Raw genomic sequence first — 26,228 nt, 5'->3', positions numbered from 1 at the left:
CGGCATGGGTACGACCGCCGCCGAGCGCCTCCTCGTGACCGATCCCGCCGTTCCGGCCGACCTGCGGGTCGTCGTGCTCGCCGGTGGACTCTCCTACGAACGGGACGTGTCACTGCGCTCCGGTCGCCGGGTGCTCGACGCGCTGCGCGCCATCGGCGTGGAAGCCGAGCTGCGGGACGCCGACGTGGCCCTGCTGCCGGCACTGGCCGCCGACCCGCCGGACGCGGTCGTCATCGCACTGCACGGCGCCACCGGTGAGGACGGTTCGCTGCGCGGCGTGCTGGACCTGTGCGACATCCCGTACGTCGGTTGTGACGCCCGCGCCTCCCGGGTCGCCTGGGACAAGCCGTCGGCCAAGGCGGTCCTCCGCGAGAACGGCATCCCCACCCCGGACTGGGTGGCCCTCCCACACGACCGCTTCTCCGAGCTCGGCGCGGTCGCCGTACTGGATCGGATCGTCGACCGACTGAGTCTGCCGCTGATGGTGAAGCCCGCTCAGGGCGGATCGGGGCTGGGGGGCGCGGTGGTCCGGGACGCTGCGGCGCTGCCCGCCGCGATGGTGGGCTGCTTCGCGTACGACTCCACCGCCCTGGTGGAGCGGTACGTGCCCGGGATGGACGTCGCGGTCTCCGTGATCGACCTGGGCAACGGACCACGGGCGCTGCCACCGGTGGAGATCGTGCCGCGCAACGGCGTGTACGACTACGCGGCCCGCTACACAGCCGGGCGCACCACCTGGCACGCTCCTGCCCGGTTGGACCCGGAGGTGTCCGCCACCGTCGCCGACGTGGCCCTCGCCGCGCACACCGCGCTCGGTCTGCGGGACCTCTCGCGGGTCGACGTGATCGTGGACGCTGCCGGGCAGCCGCACGTGTTGGAGGTCAACGTCTCGCCGGGCATGACGGAGACGTCGCTACTGCCACTCGCCGTGCAGGCAGCGGGGCTGGACTTAGGCCGGCTCCTCGGCACCCTGGTCGCCCGAGCGGCGGCCCGCGTCACCACTGCCTGACCCACCCGCCACCGCCTCGGTGCGACCCGCTCGCCGGCCGAACCATCTCGGTGTGCGACACCGCTCGCCGGCCGAACCATCTCGGTGTGCGACACCGCTCGCGGGCCGACCACGAGGTTTCTTGCCCGGCTGCCGCGAGCCCGGACCGCCGCGCCACCCTGTGGTCGGTCCCCCGCTCAGGGAGCCTTACGTACGTCGGGTGCGTCCGGGCCGTTGCCGTGGGCGGGTGCGGCAGGTGAGGCACCCGCAGTGCCGTCGTCCGCAGCCCCGCCGTCCGCAGCCCCGCCGTCCGCGGTGCCGCCGTCCGCGGTGCCGCCGTCCGCGGTGCCGCCGTCCGCAGTGCCGCCGTCCGCAGCCCCGCCGTCCGCAGTGCCGCCGTCCGGGTCGGCCCTGTCCGGGTCAACCTCTGGGGCGGTCTCGTTGACCGCGTTGGGGGCGGCTTCGACATCGGTGTTGCCCGCCCGCTGACGACGGGCTGCGGCACCGCCGAGGTTTGCGGACCCGCCGGGAGCCGACTCGTCGGTACCAACGGCGCCGGCTGCTGAGGTGCCGGATGTGGGCTCGCCGGCTGCTCGGCTGCCGGCTGATCGGGAGCCGGCTGCTGGGTCGGTGGTTGCACCCGTTGGCTCGTTGCTGGCGGATGCCAGTCGAGCGGATCCACCCGTCGGTTCGGTATTGACCGACGAGCCGGCGTCCGAGCCCAGAACGACGGGACCGGCTGCGGATGCTCCGTCACCACCGGTCTGATCGGCGCTGGCGCGGGGCTCCGGCGCTGGTTCCGGGATCTCCTCTGCTGCCTCGACGACCGAGGCAGCCAAAACTGCCTCCGCCGATGCTGCCTGCGCGGCGGCAGCGGCGTCCGCAGCGGCGGACTGGGCCAGCAGACTGGACGGTGCCTGCCACTGAATCCGGGGTGGCTCGGCAAGCGGACGGCCGCCGAACTCGGCAAGCCAGGCCGCGACGAGCGCCAGATTCTCCCGCCACTGTGCCTCGGAGATCGGCGGCAGGATCGAATCCCACAGTGACAGGAAGGTGCCCCGCAACTGGAGGCGACCGTACGGCCGGGCGAGGAACCACATGTGCAGGTGGACCGAGCCGTCGCCCCACCGGTTGACGTGCACCCGCGCCACGCCGTCGAGCGACCGGATGGCCCGTTCCAGCCGTACGGTCATCACGCCCAACTCGGCGGCGAGCAGGTTCGGCAGGTCGCCGAGGTCGAGGTGGGTTCGCGATTCCAGGATGAGCACCATGGGCAGGCCGGTGGGCCGGTCCATGGCACGGACCCGCCACCGCTCGCCGACCCAGATATAGGCCTCGTCGGGTGCGTTGCAGGCGGTGCATTCCCGGAGACCCTCGCCCTTCCGGGGCGGCTCGACCGGGACCGGATCATCGAGTTGCTTCACGTGGAGGTCCCCCTCGAAGGGGAACGACGGCCACTGCGTGAAGTCCGGGACTGAGGGAGGGGTGTCGTGCACGACGCTGACCCTAACCGAGTCTGGCACCGCTGTCCCTACCTGTTTGACCGCTCCCGACCGACCAGATCCAGTGGTCCCGGTCGGCCACGTGTGCCACGTCACCACCGAGCGGTGAACCGATATCCACAGGCTGCCGAGATCCCCAACACAGGCCGTCATCCACAGGCTCACACCCGCTCTCACGCGCTGTTTCACGTGAAACAGGGGGTGCCTGTGGACAAAGGGTGTGGATAACTTTTCGGCCGGTCGGTCGTTGTCCGCGGGTTGCTGAACAAGCGGCAGCAACTGCTCGACGGCGCCGGCCGGATCCGGCCGAACTGCCCTCCGGTGCCGCTGCGGAAGCCTTGCCTGAGCAACCGCTTACGCCGGCCGCTGGACGCCGGCAGTCCTGGCGTCGGTATCCGCGGCGGGTAGGTCGTCGGCACCGATGGGAAGGACGCGGGTTACGGCGGGCGGCGGCGTCCTCCGGAGACGATCTCCGTGCCGTGCCGTCGCCTCCGGGGGTACGTCCACGCCGACACGTCGCGGTGAGGTTGCCGCGCTTCCGCTCGGCGAGCGCTGCGGAGTGAGGGCGAGTCCTGCGTTGGACCGAGGCACGGGGGCAGCGCCGGTCGCCCGACGCCGCGTCCACGCCTCGGGAAGAGGACGCGATCACGGGTGTGGAACGAGCCGCCTCCGCAACGGACCGATGATGCGTGGCCCATCAGCAGACGTCGGCAGCCGCCGGAGATCGGGGAAGCGCGAGGCAGCACCCGGACGACGAGTGGAGGTGCCGGCCGAGCGTCGAGCACCAACGAGCGGAGCCCTCCGCCGAACCCCGGGCACCAACGGCCCGGAAGCGTCCACCCACCGTCGCGCACCGACGACCGGGGGCCCCGCCGAGCCTCAGCGCACCGACGACCGCATGCCTCGTGCCGAGCCGCATCGGTCGGGCACCACCGCCGGAGCACCTCGCGGGCCGTCGGACAACCACCGGAGGACCTCGTCCACCGTCAGGAACCGATGGCAGGCGTACGGCGCCAACCGTCAGCCACCAACGGCCGGCGACCCCCGGCCCACCGCAGACCGACCTGGAGGCACCCCCGCCGAGCACCGGAAGGGAACGATCGGTGGCAGCAGCCAGACGTAGGGAGTCACGACAGATCTCTCCGCGGCCGCATTCGCGTCGAGAGGCCCGCGCGGCGGCGTGGGCCGGCGGGAGGCCACCCTGCGGTACGCGGGGCCGCAGGGAGCCACTCAGCGGTCGCAACGACGCCCCGTGGTCATTCCCCGGCTGGGCCCGAGGGTGTTCCTGTCCAGCGATCTCTGTTTCACGTGAAACGAGCCCGGCCCGGTCCGCCCCGGGCCGACGCCACACCCTGCACGCCGGGCCGTAGCCCTACCTCGCCCGAATTCGCCGAGCGCCGACTGCTGGCTGGTCCGGAGAGGGCTGACAGGTGGCGGCGCGGGGTATCGCGGTCGGTCTCGTGGCGGGGGGCGCCGACAACGACCAGCACAACAGAACCCGCGTCCCGGCGGCGCGTGAAACGGCGGCCGTTTCACGTGAAACGCAGTGAGCCGGATACGGAACGGCCGCGCTACCCGGAGGGGTGCGCGGCCGTCGGCGGAGAGGGCGCACTCAGTCGCCGCTCTCCTCCTGCTGCACTCCGATGATCCCGACGATCCGCTCAAGGTCGTCCACGGTCGCGAACTCGATGGTGATCTTTCCCTTGCTCCGGCCGATGTCGACCTTCACCCGGGTGTCGAACCGGTCGGACAGTCGATCGGCAAGATCGGTCAGGGCCGGCGCGTGCGCCTTCGGTCGGCGCTTCGCGGCCTGCCCCTTCGCCGGCCCGTCGTTGAGCGTCAGGGCGACAATCTCCTCGGTCGCCCGGACCGACAGGCCCTCCGCCACGATCCGCAATGCCAACTGCTCCTGCGCCTCGCTGCCGTCGAGGCTCAGCAATGCGCGGGCGTGGCCCGCCGACAGGATGCCCGCAGCAACCCGGCGCTGCACCTGGGCCGGCAGGTTCAGCAACCGGATCGTGTTGGAGATCTGCGGGCGACTCCGACCAATCCTGCGGGCCAACTCTTCGTGGGTGGCCCCGAACTCCTCCAGCAGTTGCTGGTAGGCGGCGGCCTCTTCGAGAGGGTTCAGATTGGCTCGGTGGATATTCTCCAGCAGGGCGTCGCGGAGCATGGCGTCATCACGGGTGTCCCGGATGATCGCCGGAATGCTGTCCCGCCCCACCGCCTGGGCGGCCCGCCAACGCCGCTCGCCCATCACCAGCTCGTACTTCTCGTCGTCGAGCTGCCGAACGACGATGGGCTGAAGGAAGCCGACCTCCTGGATGGAGGTCTTCAGCTCCTCCAGTGCCTCCTCGTCGAAGACCTGGCGGGGCTGCTTCGGGTTGGGCAGAATCGCGTCGACGGGGATCTCGGCGAATCGCGCTCCGGGTACCGGACTGAGCGTGGGCTCCGGCTCGTGAACCGTCGGCCCGACGGGCACCGTCGAGACGGCCGCGGTCCCGGTGTCGTCCGCGTACTCGTTCTCCGGCTCCGCCGTGACGGTGCCGGCGGCACCCGGAACCGGCCCGGTCGGGATCAGCGCTCCCAGGCCCCTACCCAGACCGCCCCGAGGACGGTTCTTCATGCCTCGCCTCCCAGCGACTCGTCCGCACTACGCATTCCGGCCCACCGGCTCCTTGACGCCTCGCTCGGCAATCTCCTGGGCGGCCTCGAAGTAACTCGTGGCTCCCCGCGATCCGGGATCGTAGGTCATCACCGACTGGCCATAGCTGGGTGCCTCGGAGACCCGGACGTTACGGGGGATGACCGCCTGGAGAACCTTGTCACCGAAGTGGTTCCGGACGTCCTGCTCGACGGCGTCAGCCAGCCGGGTACGCCGGTCGTACATCGTCAGGAGGATCGTGGAGACATCGAGCTTCGGGTTGAGGTGTTGGCGCACCAGGTTGATGTTGTTGATCAGCTGGTTGAGCCCTTCCAGGGCGTAGTACTCGCACTGGATCGGGATCAGCACCTCCTGCGCCGCAACCAGGGCGTTGACCGTGAGCAGGCCGAGCGACGGCGGGCAGTCGATGAAGACGTAGTCGAACTCGCCCGGGTAGGCGGCAATCGCGCGGTCCAGGCGCGACTCCCGCGCCACCACCGACACCAGCTCGATCTCGGCGCCGGCCAGGTCGATCGTCGCGGGTACGCACCAGAGATTGGGGATGCCCTCGACCGCCTGGGCCACCTCGGCCAGGGGCACGCTGTTGATCAGACAGTCGTAGACGTCCGGGATTCCGGTGTGGTGCGGGACGTTGAGCCCGGTGGAGGCGTTGCCCTGCGGATCGAGGTCCACCACGAGCACCCGGTTGCCGTGCAGGGCGAGCGCCACTGCAAGGTTGACGGTGGTCGTGGTCTTGCCCACGCCGCCCTTCTGGTTGGCGACGCACATGACCCGGGTCCGGTCGGGCCGAGGCATGGTCACCTCGCCACTGGGATTCAGGATCTGCACGGCGCGCATCGCCTCCATAGCCAACGGTGGGTCATCCTCTTCGCGCGTCGGGGTTTCACGTGAAACGTACGTGGGGTCGGCCGCCACGGCAGCCAACGACTCGGTCGAAGCGACAGGTGCGTCGGCGATCACCGAAGCTGCGTCCCGGACGGCCGCCGCGTTGGGCTGGTGCGGAACCGCCGGCTCGAAGCGAACCGATCTCGCGGTGTTGCGCCGTCCCAACGTCTGCCGCACCTCCACGACATTGGCTGGTCGGGTCGACCCCTCCGATGTCCGTCGAGCCGCCGCCGGGTCCACGACCTCGGGCCCGGTCTGTTGAGCCTCTGGCTTTCCGCCGAACACCAGCGGATCGCCGTCCGCGGGTCGGGTCGCCGGCCCGGTCGCGTCCGGCGACCAGTTCGGGTAGTCGGTTTCACGTGAAACGGGATCGCCTGTCGACCCGGTCACGCGTGGATCGTCGTACCTGCCGTCGTCATGCACCTGTCATCCCTGCCCGCTTCGGATGGTCGGTCCGCGCCCCGGTCAACTTGGCCACACCCACGCTCGCAACCCAGAGCGTACGGCTCACGGGAGCGGTCGGAGACCCGCGACGTCCGTCGCCCGCTCCACACTATCGACGCGCGGTCAGCCTACGGCGGACGGGCGCGGCCGGTCCACGTCGGGTTCTCATCCCCTTGTCCATCCGCACCGGTACAACGAGGCAACCCACCCGCCGGAAGCCCGATGACGCGAAGTGTCAGCGTCGACGGGGGCGGCCGCTGCGGGAGCGCTTGTTGGCCGCCACGCGTGCCGGGCCGACCATCCGCTCGCGCACGATCTCCACGACGGTGGTGGGTGGATCGATGACCCCGGCCCCACAGAGGTGGACCGCCGGCTCCCCGCCACCGAGTCGCGCCACCACCTCGGCGTGCTCCTCGATCTCGGCCGCCGCGGACGAACCCTTCAACGCCAGCAGCCGGCCGCCACGGACCGCCAGCGGGAGACTCCAGCCCGCCAGGCGATCCAGCGGCGCGACCGCGCGGGCGGTCACCACGTCGCCGCTTATGGGTTCCCGACCGCTCGACCCGGTAGCCGCCTCGTCCGCCCGACCACGGAACACCCGCACCGATTTGGCCAGACCGAGTCGTTCGACGACCTCGATCAGGAATGACGTGCGTCGCGCCAGCGGCTCGATCAGGGTGACCGTGAGATCCGGGCGCGCGATGGCCAGGACCAGACCCGGCAGACCGGCGCCGGACCCGACATCGAGGACCGACGCGCCGGACGGGATCCGTTCGGCGACCGCTGCGCAGTTGAGCAGGTGCCGGTCCCAGATGCGAGGTGCTTCCCGGGGGCCGATCAGACCGCGGACCACCCCGTCGGTGACCAACAACTCGGCGTACGAGGCAGCCAGGTCGAGACGATCGCCGAAGAGGAAGAGTGCGGCCGGGGCCAGTGCGGGCGGCAGCGCCGCGTCAGCGGGCGACGGGGTGGTGCCGAGTCGATCTGGGTCGGCACCTTCCCCCTCGGGCTGGACAGCGGACGGCCCGAGCGGCGTACCGCCCGGGCCGGTCACGGCGTCGGCCGTGTTGTCGTCGTGGGTCACCCGGTCAGTCCGCTGGCCGTACGACGATGCGCCGGTTCGGCTCAACGCCCTCGGACTCGCTCGCCACCCCGGACATCGCGTTGACCACGTCGTGCACGCACTTGCGCTCGAACGCGGACATCGCCTCCAGGCGGACCGGCTCGCCGTACTCCTTGACCTTCTCGACGGCGTTCTTGGCGACCGCGGCGAGTTCCTTGCGGCGGTTCGACCGATAGCCACCAACGTCGAGCAGCAGCCGGCTCGGCGATCCGGTCTGCCGGAAGACGGCGAGTCGGGTCAACTCCTGGAGCGCCTCCAGGGTGGCTCCTCGCTGGCCGACCAGGTTCTGCAGCCGCTCGCCGACGACCTCGACCATCGGCCGCCCCGCGGCGACCAACTCGTCGATGTCACCGTCGTAGTCGAGGATGTCGAGCAGCCCTTCGACGTAGTCGGCCGCGATCTCGCTCTGCCGGAACAGGTCGCTCTCGCTCACCGCCTTCTTCACCCTGCCGCCGGCGGCGGTATCCGTGTCGTCGTCGGCCGCGCTGTCGTCGTCGGTCTCGGTGTCGTCACCGTCCGCCGCGAGCGCTGCGGTCTCCTCCTCGTCCAGGGCCTGCTCGGCGCGGGGGATGCTGGTCTCGGTCACGGTCTCATCTCCGTACTCGCTCGGCCGGACCGTCGGGTCCGACTGGTTTCCCGGGGCCGGCGGGAGGTCGCCGGTGCCCGCGGGCACGTCTGTACGGGCAGTGTCGCCCGTGGCCGCACGATGCGCGGTCGGTTCCGCTCGGCGCCACCGGACGGCGGCTGCGCGGTGCGGAACGGGCCGCCGCCGGTCACCCGGCGACGGCCCTCTGAACTCAGCCCTGCCGCTTGGCGGGACGGCTCTTCTTCGGATTGTTCACCGGCTTGGCACCGGGCTTCGGCCCGGCCACCTTGGGCGCGGTCGCCTTGACCGGCGCCGGCGGGGCCGCCTTGCCGCGACCGAACAGACCACCGGACTTGGCGGGCTGCACCGGGTTGCGGGTGGCCGCGGGGGCGACGGCCTTCTTGGCGGTCACCGGCGGCGGGAACTTCCGCAGCACCCACTGCTGCTGGCCGAGGGTGAAGAGGTTGTTGGTGACCCAGTAGATGATGACGCCGATCGGGAAGATCGCGCCGGAGATCAGCAGCGACGCCGGGATGCCGTAGAGCATCAGCCGCTGGATCATCCGCTGCTGCGGGTCCTCTGCCCAACCGGTCTTGAGGATCATCTGACGGCTGGTCAGGTAGGTGGTCGCGATCATGACCAGAACCAGGATGCCAGCAATGATCTTGACGGTGCTGCCGGTGGCGCCGAGCCGGGCCAGTTCGTCGGCCGTCGAGCCGAACTTGCCGGCGATCGGGGCGGTGAAGAGCTTCGCCTGCGAGGCGCTCTCGAACTGGTCGACGCTCCACCCATACAGGGTCTTGCCCTGGTTCGCCGGGTCCAGTCGCTTCAACGTGTGGAAGAGACCCAGGAAGACCGGGATCTGAAGGAACATCGGAAGGCAACCCATCAACGGGTTCGCCTTCTCCTTCTTGTAGAGCTCCATCATTTCTTTCTGGAGCGTCTCCCGGTCACCCTTGTGCTTCTCCTGAAGCTCCTTGACCTTGGGCTGGAGCGCCTGCATCGCCCGCTGGGACTTGATCTGCTTGACGAAGACCGGGAACAGGATCACCCGGACGGTGACCACCAGGAAGATGATGGACAGGATCCAGGCGAAGTTGGTGCCGATCACCGCACCAACCGGCACCCCGATGGCGTCCCAGGCGGAGTGCCAGGTCAGCAGGATCCACGAGATCGCGTAGTAGATCCAGTCGAGGCTAAAGTCCACTCTCAGGCTCCAGTCACATCAGCACGACGGCGGCCGCCCGGCTCCGGCACCGGGTCATACCCACCAGGGTGGAAGGGGTGGCAGCGCAACAGCCGCCGGACCGCCAGCGCGGCTCCCCGGAGCGCGCCGTGCCGAGCGACCGCCTCCTGGGCGTACGCGCTGCACGACGGGTAGAACCGACAGCGGGCCGGCAACGCCGGACTTATCCACCGACGGTACGCGATGATGGGCGCGATCAGCACCTTGGCACCGGTTGTCGGCGCGCGTGGACTGGTCTTCTCGGCACCGGTCATCGGGACCGCCGCTCGCGGGGGGACCGGGCGACCGCGATGGCGGCATCCAGGTCGGTGGCGAGGCGGGGATACGACACCTCCGCCGCGGCGGGCAGCGCCCGGACGACAAGCGTGCTGCCGGCGGGCAGGGCGGTCAACCGATCCTGGACCAGTGCCCGCAGCCGACGCTTGACCCGGTTACGGATCACCGCGTTGCCGACGGCCTTGGACACGACGAAGCCGGCGCGGGACAACGCGGAGGACTGCTCCGCACTGTCGTCCCGCACCGGCTCCGACGAGGTCGAAAGGTTGGGGTCGGCGGGCACCGGCACGGTCAGGTGGACCACGACGGCACCACGTCCGGCGCGTCGGCCACCGCGAACCGCTGCGGCGAAGTCAGTGCTGCGCCGCAGTCGCTGCGCGGCGGCCAGCACGACTGCCCACGTCCCCTGACCGGCCCGGTCGGCTCAGGCCGACAGGGTGGTGCGACCCTTGGCGCGACGGCTCGAGAGGATGGCACGGCCGGCACGGGTGCGCATGCGCAGCCGGAAGCCGTGGGTCTTCGCGCGCCGGCGGTTGTTCGGCTGGTAGGTGCGCTTGCTCACGTCAGGCTCTCCGTTTTCGTACGCGCCCCGCGCGACGGGATCGCCGGGGTCGTGTGGTGGTGTCCAGGCCACCTCGACGGTGGCCCCCGATCGGTGCTGTCCGGCGGGGCGAGACCTCGACGACGCGCGGCATGCGACCGCGGACAGCAAGCACCCGTCACCCTAGCAGAGGGCGAGAAAGCAGCCGTTCCAGCCTACGCAGGGTGGCAATGACCGTCAAACACCCCGAGGAGCGGTCAACAGGACGCGCCCGGGGCAGGAGGGCGGTTTTCGCTGATGCCGAGAAGGGTGCCGCCGCGTCGCCGGTTGATGGCGTAGGGACAACGCTGTTACCGTGCCCGATTGCGGTGAGCGTCTTCAAGCTCCGGTCGTGGCAAAGGCAAGACCGGACAAGGTAGTGAATCGTTCGGCACGGTGAACCCGCTTCAGCGCCCGGTCAGGCAGGGGGCAGGTCCCACCCGAGTCCGGCAGCGGCCACAATCGGTCGGTACACAGGCTGTGGATAACTTGTGGATGACCACCGGTCGACCGTCCGGGTGGGGTGTTGTTCCACCCGCGAACGCGGCGGGCCCGGGACGGCCGGCTGGCAGACAGCGGCGGCCGGGAGCAGAGGCGAGGGGGTGGCACGACGGTGGCCGGTACGACCGACCTTGCCGCAGTGTGGTTAGCGGCGACCGACGAGCTTGCCGACGAGATCATCTCTGCTCAGCAGCGTGCCTACCTCCGACTGACCCGGCTGCGGGCGATCGTCGAGGACACCGCGCTGCTCTCCGTGCCGGACGCGTTCACCCGTGACGTGATCGAGTCACGGCTGCGCCCGGCGATCACCGAGGCCCTCACTCGCCGGCTCGGCCGGCCGATCCAGGTGGCGGTCACCGTACGGGTGGCCGAGGATGCCACGGGCCGACCCGCCGGCACCGTCTACCGCAGCGCCCCGGAGCCCAGCCCGTTCGAGGTCGACGGTCCGGCTGCCGCGCCCTTCGACACCGACCACGGGGCACGGGCGCACGCCGACACGATGATCCCCGAGCAGTCGCACTCACCGCGTACGCCCGAGCCGGTCGCGCCACCCGCACCCACGGGTCCGCCGCTCGCGCCGAGCGTCGACGCGCATCGTCCCGGGATGATCCCCGCCAGCAGGGACGGGCAGGAGGCGTTGTTCAGCGCCTCCTTCGCGGAGCCGATGCGGTCGCCCCGACCGGGAGCGGACCGGCGGGGCTACGACGAGCAGGCCGGTCGCCTCGACCCACCCGGTCCGGACACCCGGCCCTACGAGCCGCGCTACCGGGAAGATCCGGGGTCGCCGCGCGACCAGCACGTGATCCGCGCGATGCCCCGCGACGGCGGCACGGACAGCGGCCCGGGGCGCAGCGGAGTGGAACACCGGGCGGGTGGCCGCGACGACCGCCGGCTGCCCGGCGCCGACACCGGCGGCAACCGACTCAACCCGAAGTACATGTTCGAGACGTTCGTCATCGGGTCGTCCAACCGGTTCGCCCACGCGGCGAGCGTGGCGGTGGCGGAGTCACCGGCGAAGGCGTACAACCCGCTGTTCATCTACGGGCACTCCGGGCTGGGCAAGACGCACCTGCTGCACGCCATCGGGCACTACGCCACGACGCTCGGCAACGCCCGCTCGGTCCGGTACGTCTCGACCGAGGAGTTCACCAACGACTTCATCAACTCGCTCCGGGACGACAAGACCAGCGCGTTCCAGCGGCGCTACCGCGACGTCGACATCCTGTTGATCGACGACATCCAGTTTCTGGAGAACCGCGAGCGTACGCAGGAGGAGTTCTTCCACACCTTCAACACCCTGCACAACGCCAACAAGCAGATCGTGATCACCTCCGACCGGTCGCCGCGTCAGCTCGCCACGCTGGAGGACCGGATGCGAACCCGGTTCGAGTGGGGGCTGCTCGCCGACATCCAGCCACCGGACCTGGAGACGCGGATCGCGATCCTGCAGAAGAAGGCGGCGCAGGAGCGGATGTACGCCCCGCCGGACGTGTTGGAGTTCATCGCCTCCCGGGTGTCGAACTCGATCCGGGAACTGGAGGGCGCGCTGATCCGGGTGACGGCGTTCGCCAGCCTGACCCGGTCGACAGTCGAGCTGTCCCTGGCCGAGGAGGTGCTCCGGGACTTCATGCCCGACGGCGCCGGGCCGGAGATCAACGCCGACCAGATCATGGCCTCGACCGCTGACTACTTCGGGGTGAGTCTGGAGGACCTGCGCGGTCAGTCCAGGTCCCGGGTGCTGGTCAACGCCCGCCAGGTGGCCATGTACCTGTGTCGGGAGCTGACCGAGCTGTCGCTGCCCCGGATCGGGCAGGCCTTCGGCGGCCGGGACCACACCACGGTCATGCACGCCGATCGGAAGATCCGTCAGCAGATGGCGGAGCGTCGCTCGCTCTACAACCAGATCGCCGAGCTGACCAACCGGATCAAGCAGAACAGCTGAGGCGTACGCCGCCGTCGCGGCGGCACGCGGCCCAGGAAACGCCCGACCGGATCTCCGGTCGGGCGTTTTCTCGGGTCTGGGGCTGGACTCTCGACATGGTGTAGGCCACACATTGAGGCCGTGACCGCCTCGACTCCCACTCGTTGTCCACAGCTCGTTGTCCACCGTCGGTGGATAACTACGGTCCGTCCCTCGCCGGTTACCCACAGGCTGTGGAGAAACCCTGTGTACGGAGCTGTGGACGCCTGGGGACAACCGTCGAGTTATCCACCGACAACCGTCCACCTGTGTACGAGCTGTTGAAGGTTCTGGGGATGACAGCAATGGTGATCTTCATCGTCATCCACAGGCTTGGGGAGAAAGTCGGTGGATTACCGGTGGACAACCGGTGGACAACGGTGGACAACCGAGCGCCGAGATCGGCCTGTGGACAGGCAGGCCGGTTGTACCCCCGGTTCTCCACAGCCAATTCACCTGTAGATAAGGTGTCTGAGCTGCGCAGACTCGGGTTTTCCACAGTTTGCACAGGTGCGATGAAGACGATGAGTTATCTCTTCTAAGAGAACAAAAACCAATCATCACCGTTGGGCTTTCTGTGGATCGTGCCGAACGCTGCCCGATCGACAGGTCAGCACCGACAGGAAACGTGGGGTCGGGCGCACAGCCGATACCCCCGCGCCCTAAGGTGCGATGGGTACCCGCACGGTCGGGCGGGACGGTAGGCAGCGGTCGGCATGAGAGAGTTGTCGCTGACGTCGACGCGGAGGCATTGATGAAGTTCCGAGTGGAGCGCGACGCGCTCGCCGAGGCCGTGGCGTGGACCGCGAAGAGCCTGCCCAACCGGCCATCCGTACCGGTGCTCGCCGGGGTGATGCTCCGGGTCACCGACGGCAACCTGCGGGTTTCCGGGTTCGACTACGAGGTCTCCAGCCAGGTGACCGTCGAGGTGCAGGGCGACGCCGACGGCGCCGCGCTCGTCTCCGGCCGCCTGCTCGCCGAGATCACCAAGGCGTTGCCGGCCAAGCCGGTGGACATCGCCGCGGTCGGCGCGCACCTCGAGTTGGTCTGTGGCAGCGCCCGGTTCACCCTGCCCACCATGCCGGTGGAGGACTACCCCGCGCTGCCCGAGATGCCGCAGAGCGCCGGCACTGTCGACGCGGCCGCGTTCGCCACCGCGGTGTCCCAGGTGGCCATCGCCGCCGGTCGGGACGAGACGCTGCCGATGATGACCGGCGTCCGCGTCGAGCTCTCCGGCAACACGCTGTCGATGCTCGCCACCGACAGGTACCGGCTGGCGCTGCGTGAGATCCAGTGGCAGCCGGACGACCCCGAGGTGAGCATCAACGCCCTGGTGCCGGCCCGCACCCTGAACGACACCGCCAAGGCCCTCGGCCCGATCGGCGGCGAGGTCACCCTCGCCCTCGCCCAGGGCAAGGCCGGCGAGGGCATGGTCGGTCTGGCCGGCGGCACCCGGCGCACCACCAGCCGCCTGCTCGACGGTGCCAACTACCCGCCGGTGCGTTCGCTCTTCCCGGCCACCCACAACGCCGCCGCCCGGGTCTCGGTGAGCACCCTCATCGAGGTGGTCAAGCGGGTCGCGCTCGTCGCTGAGCGGACCACTCCGGTGCTGCTGAGCTTCAGCGCGGACGGCCTGGTGGTCGAGGCCGGCGGTTCCGAGGAGGCACGAGCCAGCGAGGCGATGGAGGCCACCTTCACCGGTGACGCGCTGACCATCGGGTTCAACCCGCAGTACCTCATCGATGGCCTGGCCAACCTCGGCTCGCAGACCGCCGTGCTCTCGTTCGTCGACGCCTTCAAGCCCGCGGTGATCTCCCCCGCCGGCGAGGATGGAGAGGTAATTCCGGGGTACCGGTACCTCATCATGCCGATCCGCGTCTCGCGCTGATCGCGCCCAGCAACACCCAGATCCACGGAGGTAGAAACACATGCAGCTCGGCCTTGTAGGACTCGGCCGGATGGGCGGCAACATGCGGGAGCGGTTGCGCGCCGCTGGTCACGACGTTGTCGGCTTCGACCGCAATCCGCAGATCAGCGACGTAACGACCCTCGCGGGCCTGGCTGAGAAGCTCGAGTCGCCCCGCGCGGTATGGGTCATGGTGCCCGCCGGTGTCACCGACGCCACCATCGACGAACTGGCCAAGGTGCTCGGCGAGGGCGACATCATCATCGACGGCGGCAACTCGCGCTTCAGCGACGACGCACCCCGGGCCGAGCGGCTCAACGAGCGGGGCATCGGCTACATCGACGTCGGCGTCTCCGGCGGCGTCTGGGGTCGGCAGAACGGCTACGGGCTGATGGTCGGCGGCGCCCAGGAGCACGTGGACCGGCTGATGCCGATCTTCAGCGCGCTCAAGCCGGAGGGCGAGTTCGGTTTCGTGCACGCCGGGCCGGTCGGCGCCGGGCACTACTCGAAGATGGTGCACAACGGCATCGAGTACGGCCTGATGCACGCCTACGCCGAGGGCTACGAGCTGATGGCGGCCTCGGAGTTGGTGACCAACGTGCCGGGCGTCATCAAGTCCTGGCGGGAGGGCACCGTCGTCCGTTCCTGGCTGCTCGACCTGCTGGATCTGGCGCTCGACGAGGACCCGGAGCTGGCCGACCTGAGCGGCTACACCGAGGACACCGGCGAGGGCCGGTGGACCGTCGACGAGGCGGTCCGGCTGGGGGTGCCGCTCAACGTCATCACCGCCTCGCTGTTCGCCCGGTTCACCTCGCGGCAGGACGACTCGCCCGCCATGAAGGCCGTCTCCGCGCTGCGTCAGCAGTTCGGTGGCCACGCCGTCCACAAGCGCTGAGCGGTATCCACAACCTGTGTATGTCCACCGGCTGGAACTTGTCGACTTCCGCTCGTACGAGCGGGTGGCCGTCGACCTCCAGCCCGGTGCGAACGTCCTGACCGGCCCCAACGGCGTCGGCAAGACCAATCTCGTCGAGGCGCTGGGCTACGTGGCGACCCTGGACTCACACCGGGTCGCCACCGACGCGCCGCTGGTCCGGATGGGCGCCACCGCCGCGGTCATCCGCTGTGCGGTGGTGCACGACGGCCGGGAGCTGCTGGTCGAGTTGGAGATCGTGCCCGGCAAGGCCAACCGGGCCCGGCTGGGCCGTTCACCGGCGCGGCGGGCGAGGGACGTGCTCGGTGCCCTGCGACTCGTGCTCTTCGCCCCGGAAGACCTTGAGCTGGTCCGGGGTGACCCGTCCGAGCGCCGCCGCTACCTGGACGACCTGCTGGTCAACCGGCAGCCCCGGTACGCGGGAGTGCGGGCCGACTACGAGCGGGTCGTCAAGCAGCGCAACGCCCTGCTGCGCACCGCGTACCTGGCTCGCAAGACCGGCGGGTCGCGCGGCGGTGACCTCGGCACCCTTGCCGTCTGGGACACCCACCTGGCCCAGCACGGCGCGGAGCTGCTCGCCGGCCGACTGGAACTCGTGGCCGCGCTCACCCCGCACGTCGCCAAGGCGTACGACGCGGTGGCCGCCGGCCGAGGCGCGGCGAGCATCGCCTACCGACCCTCGATCGAACTGGCCGAGCCGACCACCGACCGGGCCGCGCTGACCGACGCGCTGACCACCGCACTGGCCGCGTCCCGCTCCGCCGAGATCGAACGGGGCACCACCCTGGTCGGTCCGCACCGGGACGAGCTGGCGCTGACTCTCGGCCCGCTGCCCGCCAAGGGGTACGCCAGCCACGGCGAGTCGTGGTCGTTCGCGCTTGCGCTGCGGCTGGCCGGGTACGACCTGCTGCGCGCCGACGGCATCGAGCCGGTGCTGGTGCTCGACGACGTCTTCGCGGAGCTGGACACCGGCCGTCGGGAGCGACTGGCGGAGCTGGTCGGCGGGGCGAGTCAACTGCTCGTCACCTGCGCGGTGGACGATGATGTGCCAGCCGCTCTGCGCGGTGCCCGCTACCAGGTCGGCGAAGGGACGGTACGCCGTGTCGGATGAGCCACGCCCCAAGCGACCGGAGAGTGGCAAGGGCGACGCCGCGGGCGGGCGTACCCCCGGGGTGGAGGCGACGGGCGGTGCGGCGGCCAGCGGTCCGGAGCTGGCTCGGGCGGTGCTCGACGCGGCGCTGTCCCGGCGGCAGGCGGCGGCCCGCGCCCGGCGTACCCCTGGCGGTGCGGGCGGCGACGCGGCCGGCGGGTCGGGACGGCGGTTGCGCGGTTACTCCGGCCCCGGCCCCGACCCGCGCGACCCGCAGCCGCTCAGCGCGGTGCTGAACCGGCTGGTGAAGGCGCGGGGCTGGCAACAGCCGGCGGCCGAGGCCACCGTGTTCGGCGCCTGGGAGCGAGTCGTCGGCGCGGAGGTCGCCCAGCACAGTCGCCCGGTCAAACTGGAGAACGGCGAGCTGACGGTGGAGGCACGTTCTACCGCGTGGGCGACCCAACTGCGTCTGCTCGCCGGCTCGCTGCTCAAGCAGATCGCCAGCGAGGTCGGCCACAACGTGGTGCGCAAGCTCCACATCCATGGCCCGGCCGCGCCCTCCTGGGGCAAGGGGCCGCGCCGGGTACGCGGCCGGGGGCCCCGCGACACGTACGGCTGAGTCGGGCTCCTCAGCCCTTTCCGGCCTCGCGGGCCGCTCGCCTGTGTTCGCGCTGTTCCCGGGTGTAGCGCTTGCGTTCGGCCAGGTCGCGTTTCCACGCCTCACGGGCCTCGGTCGAACCGCCCTGGACCGCGCCCTGGACACCCTCGGCCGGGCCGGCGAGGTGCCGGAAGGCCCAGCTCAGGAGCCGGCCGCCCTCGCCTGGCGCTCTGGTGACCGCACCGTCCTCGCTCATCTGCCGCCCTCTCCCACCACGTGTCCGTCCGCCCGTTCCACGAGCAGATCGTTGGGGCACCAATGATTGGTACACCAATGATCGGTAGAGTAGTCACCGTGCCTGGTACGAGCAACCGATGAGCGATCGACCGGATCGCGACGACCCGTTGGCGCTGGAGCAGCAGGTCTGCTTCGCCCTGTCGGTGGCCGCGCGCAGCGTGGTGGCCGTCTACCGGCCACTGCTGGAACCGATGGGGCTGACCCATCCGCAGTACCTGGTGATGCTGGCGCTCTGGCAGCACGCCCCGCTGTCCGGCCGCGACCTCAGCCGCCTGTTGCAGCTCGACCCGGGCACACTCTCACCCCTGCTCAAACGGCTCGAAGCGGCCGGCTACCTGCGCCGCGAACGCGACCCCGGTGACGAGCGCAGCCTCGCCGTCACGCTCACCGCCAGCGGCGCCGCCCTGCGGAGCCAGGCGGAGCTGATCCCGGCCGCGATCGTGCAGCGGCTCGGGCTGCCGGTCGAGGACCTGCGACACCTGCACGCGGTGCTCACCCAGGTGATCGCCGCCGCCAACCGACCGGCCGCCGCGGAGGCCGACGTGGCGGGTCAGACGTCGGCGTAGACGGCGAACCCGCGCTCCGCGCAGCGCCGGTAGAAAGCGGCAAGCACGCCCATCTCGGCGCAGGTGAAGTTCCACTGCGGCGGGTCGCCGCGCTCGTCGCGCAGCGCGTCGAGGCGGCTCTCCAGCCACCGCAGCTGCTGTTCGGCCAATCTGCCGTCGCCGAGCAGGGAGCGCAGCACCGTACTCACCGACTCGAACGTGACCACCTCACCGTGCGCGCGGTGCCCGGCCACGAACCGCTCGATGCCGCTGGCGATCCAGGCGCAGCCGTCCGGGTCGATCACCGGGTCCTCGTCCTCGGCGGCGGCATCTGTGGCGTACAACACACCTTCCAGGCCGAGGAGCAGATCCACCAACTCGGTGTACGCCGTCGCCCGGATGGTGCCGGTCTTCGCGATCAGCTCGGCCAGCGCCGCCGTCGGCGCGGAGATCCGGGGCAGATCGACGATCTCGCCGAAGTCGACGAACTCGGCCGGCGCGACCGGATCATAGAAGCGGCCGGTCCGCGGCCAGTGCACCGCGACGTTGTCCAGCCCCATCTGTCACCTCTTAGAGAGCACGTGTCGGGTCGATCGGGTCGATCGTCCCGGTTCCGGCCGGTAAAGATCAAGCCTGGTTCCGGAGCGCCGCAAACGTACGGCACGGACGCTTCGGCCGCGACCCCCGACCCGCCCGAGCGCGGGTCAACCCGTTCGGGGACGGCGCGTGCGATCGGACCCTGGCGTGTGGGGGGAGTCGCGGGCAGCGGGGTTCTGCCGGCTACGGACTTCTCAGCCGCCTCTCTGAGGGTGCCGAGTGGTGGTTCTGTCCCCCGCGCACAGTAGGATTGACAGCGAGACGAAGACCCGGTGCGGGAGAGGGATGGGGCCGGTGGCCCCAGATTCATTCTCCACGTCGGGTTGAGCCGATCGCGATCCGCGGGCAACCGCGGCGACCGGCGCGTTCGACCCGCTGTCCGGAGGTCTCCGGCACCGGTCCACGCGCCGACGTCGCGTCCTGTCCGCCGAACCCGCGCCCTCCGCGCCCTACCGGCGCGGCTGACGCGAGAAAGTGGCCGAGGGTGGCAGCGCAGGACAAGCAGGAGTACGGCGCAGAGTCGATCACCGTTCTCGAAGGGCTGGAGGCAGTTCGCAAGCGGCCCGGTATGTACATCGGGTCCACCGGCGAGCGCGGTCTGCACCACCTCGTCTGGGAGGTCGTCGACAACGCGGTCGACGAGGCGATGGCCGGCTACTGCGACACCATCGACGTGGTACTGCTCGCCGACGGTGGGGTCCAGGTCACCGACAACGGCCGTGGCTTCCCGGTCGACCTCCACCCGAAGCTCAAGAAGCCGGGCGTCGAGGTCGCGCTGACCGTGCTGCACGCGGGTGGCAAGTTCGACGGCAAGGCGTACGCGGTCTCCGGCGGTCTGCACGGCGTCGGCGTTTCCGTGGTGAACGCGCTGTCGACGAAGATGGCCGTGGTGATCCACAAGTCCGGCTTCGTCTGGCGGCAGAAGTACGCCCACTCCAAGCCGTCCACGCTGGAGAAGGGCGAGACCACCGACCGCACCGGCTCGGCCGTCTCCTTCTGGCCCGACCCGGACGTCTTCGAGACGATCGACTTCGACTTCCAGACCATCTACCGACGCCTGCAGGAGATGGCCTTCCTCAACCGGGGCATCACCATCCACCTGCTCGACGAGCGGGTCGCGGAGGACGAGGAGGGCAAGACCCGCGAGGTCACCTTCCGGTACGACGGCGGCATCGCCGACTTCGTCCGACACCTCAACGCCTCGAAGAACCCGATGCACAAGACGGTGGTCGAGTTCGAGGCCGAAGAGGAGGGCATGTCCCTCGAGATCGCCATGCAGTGGAACGAGTCGTACGGCGAGTCGGTCTACACCTTCGCCAACAACATCAACACGCACGAGGGTGGCACCCACGAGGAGGGCTTCCGGTCCGCGCTGACCAGCGTCGTCAACCGGTACGGCACCGACAAGAAGCTACTCAAGGGCGACGAGAAGCTCTCTGGCGAGGACATCCGCGAAGGGCTCGCGGCGATCATCTCGGTCAAGCTGACCAACCCGCAGTTCGAGGGCCAGACCAAGACCAAGCTGGGCAACACCCCGGTGAAGAGCTTCGTGCAGCGGGTCTGCAACGACCGGCTTGTCGACTGGTTCGACCGCAACCCGGCCGAGGCCAAGACGATCATCCAGAAGGCGTCCCAGGCGGCCCGGGCCCGGATCGCCGCGCAGCAGGCGCGCAAGCTGGCCCGACGCAAGTCGCTGCTGGAGTCCGGCTCGATGCCGGGCAAGCTGGCCGACTGCCAGTCGACCGACCCTCGCGAGTCCGAGGTGTTCATCGTCGAGGGTGACTCGGCCGGCGGCTCGGCCAAGCAGGGCCGCGACCCCCGGACCCAGGCGATTCTGCCGATCCGCGGAAAGATCCTCAACGTGGAGAAGGCCCGGATCGACCGGGTGCTGAAGAACAACGAGGTCCAGGCGCTGATCACCGCGCTGGGCACCGGCATCCACGACGACTTCGACATGGAGAAGCTGCGCTACCACAAGGTGGTGCTGATGGCCGACGCCGACGTCGACGGCCAGCACATCCAGACGCTGCTGCTCACCCTGCTGTTCCGCTTCATGCGTCCGCTTGTCGAGATGGGCAACGTCTACCTGGCGGCCCCGCCCCTCTACAAGATCAAGTGGAACAAGAAGGGCGACGACGCCCAGTACGCGTACTCCGACCGTGAGCGGGACGGTCTGATCGCGCTGCGCCAGCAGAAGAAGCCGAACGCCAAGCCGGACGACATCCAGCGCTTCAAGGGCCTCGGCGAGATGAACTATCCCGAGCTGTGGGAAACCACGATGAACCCGGCGACGCGTACCCTGCGTCAGGTCACTCTCGACGACGCGGCGACCGCCGACGAGTTGTTCAGTGTGCTGATGGGTGAGGACGTCGAGGCGCGCCGGTCGTTCATTCAGCGCAACGCCAAGGACGTGCGGTTCCTGGATATCTGACGGACTGCGGTGGATCGGCCGGGCAACGCCCGGCCGATCCGGCGGTCCACAGAGTTATCCACAGCTTGGCCGGTATCCACAGCGGTTATCCACAGCACGAAAACGACTCTGAGTCTGATAAGGGTATACAGTGACCGATTCTCCCGAGTCCACACCGAACGAGCCCGAGGTCCCCGCCGAGGCCATCGCCGCGGTGGTCGCGCACGACCGGATCGAACCGGTCGGGCTCGAGGTGGAGATGCAGCGCTCCTACCTCGACTACGCGATGAGCGTCATCGTCGGGCGTGCGCTGCCGGACGTCCGGGACGGCCTCAAGCCGGTCCACCGCAAGATCCTCTACGCGATGTTCGACTCCGGCTACCGCCCGGACCGCGGCTACGTGAAGTGCTCCCGGGTCGTCGGCGACGTGATGGGCCAGTTCCACCCGCACGGCGACTCGGCCATCTACGACGCCCTGGTCCGGATGGCCCAGTCGTGGTCGCTGCGCTACCCGCTGGTCGACGGCAACGGCAACTTCGGCTCGCCGGGTAACGATCCGGCTGCCGCCATGAGATATTGTATTACGGCAGATGTCCGGATTCGTACCGCTGAGGGCAGCGTCCGGGTCGGCGACATCGTGCCCGGCGCGGCGGCGAGCAGCGAGACCGACATCGACCTCAAGGTCCGCGACCGCAACGGCGACCTGGTCCGCGCCTCGAAGTTCTTCCACTCCGGCGAGCACCCCACCCTGCGGCTGCGCACCCGCGAGGGGTACGAACTGACCGGCACCCACAACCACCCGGTGCTCTGCCTGGTGGACGTCGCCGGCGTGCCGACCCTGCTCTGGAAGCTGCTCGCCGAGATCTCTCCGGGTGACCGGGTGGTCCTACAGCGCTCGGTGCCGGACGAAATCGGCTATCCGATGTTGGAGCACGTCGAGGCCGCCGTCCTCGCCGGTGCCTTTGTCAGCGAGGGCTGGGTCTCCGAGAACCGCGCGGGATTCAACAACGTCGACCGGGAGTTCTTCGTCCGCGTTCTCGCGGCCTTCGACTTGGCCGTCGGCGGCCCCCGCTACGTCAGCGAGCGGGTCATCGCGTCGGGCAGCACCCTGCACGAACTCGATGTGCAAAACCTCAGCGCGCTGCGCAGCAGCCTCCTCGGCGACCTGGTGGGCGCTCGCAGCGCTGACAAGTTCGTTCCGGAGTTCGTTTGGCAGGGGCCGGCCGCGATCAAACGGGCCTTCCTCCAGGCGCTCTTCGAGGGTGACGGCTCGTCCTCGCTGCTGCCCCGGCACACCATCCAGATCTCGTACTCGACCCGCAGTGAGCGGTTGGCTGGCGAGGTTCAGCAGTTGCTGTTGGAGTTCGGCGTGATCAGCCGGCAGACCCGCTACGACGACGGCGAGATCAAGGTCGTGGTCACCAACCGCCGTGACGCCCGGATCTTCGCCGCGCACGTCGGCTTCCTCGGCCGCAAGCAGGCCAAGCTGGAGTCGGAGTTGGCTCAGGTGCCGGCGAGCAGCACCGCGCTCTCCAGCGACCACGTGCCGCTGGTTGCCGAGTTCATTCGCGAGCACGGCGCGCAGCGCTGGACCGAGCGGGACTGGCTGCGTCGGCACAACGTGGACCGGGTCGAGCGGTGGGAGCGGGACCGCGACGAGATCGCCGCCCGGATCACTAACACCGAGGTGCTCGACGTGGTCGAGCCGTTGGTCGACGGGCGGTTCTACTACGCCGAGGTAGCGCAGATCACCGAGGCTGGCGTCCAAGCGGTATACAGCGTTCGAGTCGACACCGACGACCACTCGTTCGTCTCCGACGGTTTCGTCAGCCACAACACCGAGTGCAAGCTCGACCCGCTGGCCATGGAGATGCTGCGGGACATCGACGAGGACACCGTCGACCTGCAGGACAACTACGACGGCCGGGCCAAGGAGCCCACGATCCTGCCGTCGCGGATTCCCAACCTGCTGGTGAACGGCTCCGAGGGCATCGCGGTCGGCATGGCCACCAAGATCCCGCCGCACAACCTGCGGGAGATCGGCGCGGCGGTGCAGTGGTGCCTGGAGCACCCGGAGGAGGACGAGGAGACCACCCTCGAAGCGCTGCTCGGCATCGTCAAGGGCCCGGACTTCCCGACCTACGGCCTCATCGTCGGCCAGACCGCGATCCAGGACGCGTACCGCACGGGTCGTGGCTCGATTCGGATGCGCGCCGTCGTGGAGGTCGAGGAGGACAAGCGCGGCCGTCCCTGCCTGGTCGTCAGCGAGCTGCCCTACCAGGTCAACCCGGACAACCTCGCCGAGCGGATCGCCGAGCTGATCAAGGAGGGCAAGCTCGCCGGGATCGCCGACATCCGCGACGAGTCCTCCGGCCGTACCGGCATGCGGATCGTGCTGGTGCTCAAGCGCGACGCGGTCGCCAAGGTCGTGCTGAACAACCTCTACAAGCACACCCAGCTCCAGGAGACCTTCGGCGCCAACATGCTGGCCCTGGTCGACGGGGTGCCGCGCACGCTCAACCTGGCCCAGTTCCTCCGCTACTACGTCGAGCACCAGATCGACGTGATCCGTCGGCGGACCGCGTTCCGGCTGCGCAAGGCCGAGGAGCGGGCGCACATCCTGCGCGGTCTGGGCAAGGCGCTGGACGCGCTGGACGAGGTGATCGCGCTGATCCGGCGGTCGCCGACCGTGGACGACGCCCGGCAGGGCCTGATCCGGCTGCTGGAGATCGACGAGATCCAGGCGACCGCGATCCTGGACATGCAGCTGCGCCGGCTCGCCGCGTTGGAGCGGCAGCGGATCGTGGACGACCTGGCCAAGCTCGAGATCGAGATCGCCGACCTCAAGGACATCCTGGCCAAGCCGGAGCGGCAGCGGAAGATCGTCTCCGAGGAGCTCGGCGAGATCGTCACCAAGTGGGGCGACGACCGCCGGACGCAGATCATCCCGTTCGACGGCGAGGTCTCGATGGAGGACCTCATCGCCCGCGAGGACGTGGTCGTCACGATCACCCGGACCGGCTACGCCAAGCGGACCAAGGTCGATCTCTACCGCTCGCAGCGACGCGGGGGTAAGGGCGTCAGTGGCGCTACGCTGCGGCAGGACGACATCGTCAGCCACTTCTTCGTCTGCTCGACCCACGACTGGATCCTGTTCCTGACGAACAAGGGCCGTGTGTACCGGGCCAAGGCGTACGAGTTGCCGGAGGCCAGTAGGGTAGCCAAGGGCCAACATGTGGCCAACCTGCTTGCCTTCCAACCCGACGAGCAGATAGCGCAGATCATTGAGATCCCGAACTACCAGGTAGCCCCCTATCTGGTACTGGCCACGAAGAACGGCCTGGTGAAGAAGACGCGGCTCGAGGAGTTCGACTCCAACCGTTCCGGCGGCATCATCGCGATCAACCTGCGCGATGAGGACGAGCTGGTCGGTGCTGCGTTGGTTGCGCCGGAGAACGACCTGCTGCTGGTCTCCAAGAAGGCGCAGGCGATCCGGTTCAACGCCTCGGACGAGGCGTTGCGGCCGATGGGCCGAGCCACCTCGGGGGTGATCGGCATGCGCTTCACGGACGACGACGTCCTGCTGGCCATGGAGGTCGTTCGGGAGGGTCTGGACGTTCTGGTGGCCACGAACGGGGGATACGCGAAGCGGACCCCGATCGAGGAATACCCGGTGCAGGGCCGGGGAGGTAAGGGCGTGTTGACTGCAAAGATCACCGAACGGCGCGGTGGTCTGGTCGGCGCGGTGGTGATCGATCCGGACGACGAGCTGTTCGCGATCACCAGCAACGGTGGTGTCATCCGGACTCCGGTGAAGCCTGTACGCCGTACGCGTGACCGGAACACAATGGGGGTCAAGCTGATGGACCTCCCGGACGGCGTGACTATCGTGGCGATTGCTCGCAATGCCGACGAGCCTGACGAACAGGACTAGTTGAATGACGGAGACACAGGCGAAGTCGGGGAACACGGGGACCTCGGCCAACCCGGTCGACGAGGAGGCCGCCATGGGCGGCACACCAGCGACTGGCCGCGCGGCCGTAGGCCGGGCGACGGTCCCCGCCGACGCGCCTGCCCCGAAATTCACCAGGGCCCCGGGCATGACACCCCCGCCGGAGCCGACCAGCGACGACGCTGGCAAGGATGACAGGACCGAGGCGTCCGGTGCCGAGGCGCCGACGTCCGCCGCCGCACCTTCGGGTGCGGCGGCACCCTCGGCCCGGCCGGCGACCACCCAGCCGATCAACGTTCGGCCCGGCCAGGCGGCGTCGACGGGGTCCACCGGCACCCAGCCGCGGATCACACCCGGCATGACCCAGCCGCCGTCGGACGGGACCCGTACCTCCTCCGCCGGCCGCCCGGTCAGCGGCGGTGGCCTGCCGCCGGGCATCGGCAACCCGTCGGCGGTCGGGGCTGCCCGCGTCGGTGATGCGGTACGTGCCGCGCGTACGTCGGTCAGCTCGGCCGCGTCCCGCGGACCGCGCCGGGCGCGGCTGAACCTGAAGCGCATCGACCCGTGGTCGGTGATGAAGTTCGCGTTCGCCGTCTCGGTGGTGCTCTTCATCGTCGTGGTGGTCGCCACCTCGGTGCTCTACCTGGCGCTGGACGCGATGGGTGTGTTCAAGAGCGTCAACGAGAGCCTGGGTGACCTGGTCAACGCCGGCGGTGGGCAGAGCACCAGCGGCTTCCAGATCACCGCCAAGGGCGTGATCCTCAGCTCGGCGCTGATCGGCCTGGTAAACGTGGTGCTGTTCACCGCGCTGGCCACGCTGGGAGCGTTCGTCTACAACGTCTGCGCCGACCTCGTCGGCGGGATCGAGCTGACGCTCGCCGAGCGGGACTGAGCGACCGGGACGCCGGGGCGCCGCGGAATGCGGTCGCTCCGGCGTCCCGTACTCGGGTAGGTTTTGGCAGGCGGCGACGGCTCAGTTCGCAGGCTCGGACCCCGATTTGGGGTCGGCAGAGCGGATGGGTTAATCTTGCTCGTCGCAACGCGGGGCTATAGCTCAGTCGGTTAGAGCGCAGAGCTGATAACTCTGAGGTCGATGGTTCGATTCCATCTAGCCCCACCGCACGGTCGTCCGACGTTAGTCGA

Annotated in this window: 20 protein-coding genes, 1 tRNA gene and 1 pseudogene; 11 read left to right on the top strand and 11 right to left on the bottom strand. The window is 69.6% G+C overall.

All coding sequences use genetic code 11. The features are described 5' to 3' along the window. Positions 1-4 precede the first annotated feature (4 nt). Positions 5-1,009 (top strand): D-alanine--D-alanine ligase, encoded by a 1,005-nt coding sequence (locus tag ACFYPM_RS14415; protein ID WP_387195836.1) that lies wholly within the window; start codon positions 5-7, stop codon positions 1,007-1,009. Positions 1,010-1,892: 883 nt separating this feature from the next. Here the strand turns inward: ACFYPM_RS14415 and ACFYPM_RS14410 are convergent. The 9 genes and pseudogenes from ACFYPM_RS14410 to rpmH form a co-directional block, all read right to left on the bottom strand. Continuing rightward, positions 1,893-2,484: pseudogene (locus tag ACFYPM_RS14410) on the bottom strand (hypothetical protein); the annotation flags it as partial. A 1,618-nt stretch (positions 2,485-4,102) separates the two neighbouring features. Beyond that, positions 4,103-5,116, bottom strand: coding sequence for a ParB/RepB/Spo0J family partition protein (locus ACFYPM_RS14405; protein WP_387195832.1), 1,014 nt, complete (start codon positions 5,114-5,116; stop codon positions 4,103-4,105). 27 nt (positions 5,117-5,143) lie between these two features. Further along, on the bottom strand, positions 5,144-6,115 hold the full coding sequence (locus ACFYPM_RS14400) for a ParA family protein (RefSeq protein ID WP_387196414.1): 972 nt from the start codon (positions 6,113-6,115) through the stop codon (positions 5,144-5,146). 604 nt (positions 6,116-6,719) lie between these two features. Then, the gene (gene rsmG, locus ACFYPM_RS14395) at positions 6,720-7,430 is read right to left on the bottom strand and encodes a 16S rRNA (guanine(527)-N(7))-methyltransferase RsmG (RefSeq protein WP_387196411.1); all 711 of its coding nucleotides are present in this window, start codon (positions 7,428-7,430) and stop codon (positions 6,720-6,722) included. Positions 7,431-7,572: 142 nt separating this feature from the next. After that, entirely contained in the window at positions 7,573-8,193 is a 621-nt protein-coding gene (locus tag ACFYPM_RS14390; RefSeq protein WP_387195829.1) for a protein jag, read from the bottom strand. A 211-nt stretch (positions 8,194-8,404) separates the two neighbouring features. After that, the gene (yidC, locus tag ACFYPM_RS14385) at positions 8,405-9,400 is read right to left on the bottom strand and encodes a membrane protein insertase YidC (protein ID WP_387195826.1); all 996 of its coding nucleotides are present in this window, start codon (positions 9,398-9,400) and stop codon (positions 8,405-8,407) included. A 2-nt stretch (positions 9,401-9,402) separates the two neighbouring features. Then, entirely contained in the window at positions 9,403-9,693 is a 291-nt protein-coding gene (gene yidD, locus ACFYPM_RS14380; RefSeq protein WP_387195823.1) for a membrane protein insertion efficiency factor YidD, read from the bottom strand. Next, positions 9,690-10,106 (bottom strand): ribonuclease P protein component, encoded by a 417-nt coding sequence (gene rnpA, locus ACFYPM_RS14375; RefSeq protein WP_387195820.1) that lies wholly within the window; start codon positions 10,104-10,106, stop codon positions 9,690-9,692. Before rnpA ends, yidD begins: the two co-directional genes overlap by 4 nt. Before the next feature lie 33 nt (positions 10,107-10,139). Then, a complete protein-coding gene (gene rpmH / locus ACFYPM_RS14370; protein WP_007453904.1) occupies positions 10,140-10,277 on the bottom strand; it encodes a 50S ribosomal protein L34 in 138 nt (45 codons plus the stop codon). 541 nt (positions 10,278-10,818) lie between these two features. Here rpmH and dnaA point away from each other — a divergent pair. From dnaA to ACFYPM_RS14345, 5 genes are all read left to right on the top strand, one after another. Then, positions 10,819-12,738: a chromosomal replication initiator protein DnaA gene (dnaA, locus tag ACFYPM_RS14365; RefSeq protein WP_387195817.1), complete on the top strand. Its 1,920-nt coding sequence runs from the start codon at positions 10,819-10,821 to the stop codon at positions 12,736-12,738. Between the two features lie 772 nt (positions 12,739-13,510). Further along, the gene (dnaN, locus tag ACFYPM_RS14360; RefSeq protein WP_387195815.1) at positions 13,511-14,644 is read left to right on the top strand and encodes a DNA polymerase III subunit beta; all 1,134 of its coding nucleotides are present in this window, start codon (positions 13,511-13,513) and stop codon (positions 14,642-14,644) included. Positions 14,645-14,684: 40 nt separating this feature from the next. Then, positions 14,685-15,557, top strand: coding sequence for a phosphogluconate dehydrogenase (NAD(+)-dependent, decarboxylating) (gene gnd, locus ACFYPM_RS14355; protein WP_387195812.1), 873 nt, complete (start codon positions 14,685-14,687; stop codon positions 15,555-15,557). 16 nt (positions 15,558-15,573) lie between these two features. Next, positions 15,574-16,707 (top strand): DNA replication/repair protein RecF, encoded by a 1,134-nt coding sequence (recF, locus tag ACFYPM_RS14350; protein WP_357243008.1) that lies wholly within the window; start codon positions 15,574-15,576, stop codon positions 16,705-16,707. Further along, positions 16,697-17,305: a DUF721 domain-containing protein gene (locus tag ACFYPM_RS14345; protein WP_387195807.1), complete on the top strand. Its 609-nt coding sequence runs from the start codon at positions 16,697-16,699 to the stop codon at positions 17,303-17,305. The genes recF and ACFYPM_RS14345 overlap by 11 nt, the downstream gene beginning before the upstream one ends. Positions 17,306-17,315: 10 nt before the next feature. On the opposite strand, the gene ACFYPM_RS14340 is transcribed toward ACFYPM_RS14345, so the two are convergent. After that, positions 17,316-17,540, bottom strand: a complete 225-nt coding sequence (locus ACFYPM_RS14340) for a hypothetical protein (protein ID WP_387195804.1) — start codon at positions 17,538-17,540, stop codon at positions 17,316-17,318. A gap of 118 nt (positions 17,541-17,658) precedes the next feature. Here ACFYPM_RS14340 and ACFYPM_RS14335 point away from each other — a divergent pair, with 118 nt between their 5' ends. Further along, positions 17,659-18,147, top strand: a complete 489-nt coding sequence (locus ACFYPM_RS14335; protein ID WP_387195801.1) for a MarR family winged helix-turn-helix transcriptional regulator — start codon at positions 17,659-17,661, stop codon at positions 18,145-18,147. Here the strand turns inward: ACFYPM_RS14335 and ACFYPM_RS14330 are convergent. Next, a complete protein-coding gene (locus ACFYPM_RS14330) occupies positions 18,132-18,686 on the bottom strand; it encodes a hypothetical protein (RefSeq protein ID WP_387195798.1) in 555 nt (184 codons plus the stop codon). The genes ACFYPM_RS14335 and ACFYPM_RS14330 overlap by 16 nt on opposite strands. Before the next feature lie 521 nt (positions 18,687-19,207). Between ACFYPM_RS14330 and gyrB the strand changes: the two genes are divergently transcribed. From gyrB to ACFYPM_RS14310, 4 genes are all read left to right on the top strand, one after another. Further along, positions 19,208-21,154, top strand: a complete 1,947-nt coding sequence (gyrB, locus tag ACFYPM_RS14325) for a DNA topoisomerase (ATP-hydrolyzing) subunit B (protein WP_387195795.1) — start codon at positions 19,208-19,210, stop codon at positions 21,152-21,154. A gap of 130 nt (positions 21,155-21,284) precedes the next feature. Beyond that, complete coding sequence (gyrA, locus tag ACFYPM_RS14320) at positions 21,285-25,067, top strand: intein-containing DNA gyrase subunit A (protein WP_387195792.1); 3,783 nt, start codon at positions 21,285-21,287, stop codon at positions 25,065-25,067. 4 nt (positions 25,068-25,071) lie between these two features. Next, positions 25,072-25,977: a DUF3566 domain-containing protein gene (locus tag ACFYPM_RS14315; protein ID WP_387195789.1), complete on the top strand. Its 906-nt coding sequence runs from the start codon at positions 25,072-25,074 to the stop codon at positions 25,975-25,977. A gap of 151 nt (positions 25,978-26,128) precedes the next feature. Next, positions 26,129-26,202: transfer RNA gene (locus ACFYPM_RS14310), tRNA-Ile, on the top strand. Positions 26,203-26,228 lie beyond the last annotated feature (26 nt).

Origin of the sequence: Micromonospora sp. NPDC005203, assembly GCF_042872705.1 — a bacterium.
GTDB lineage: Bacteria > Actinomycetota > Actinomycetes > Mycobacteriales > Micromonosporaceae > Micromonospora.
This window is presented reverse-complemented; position numbering and strand designations above follow the sequence as displayed.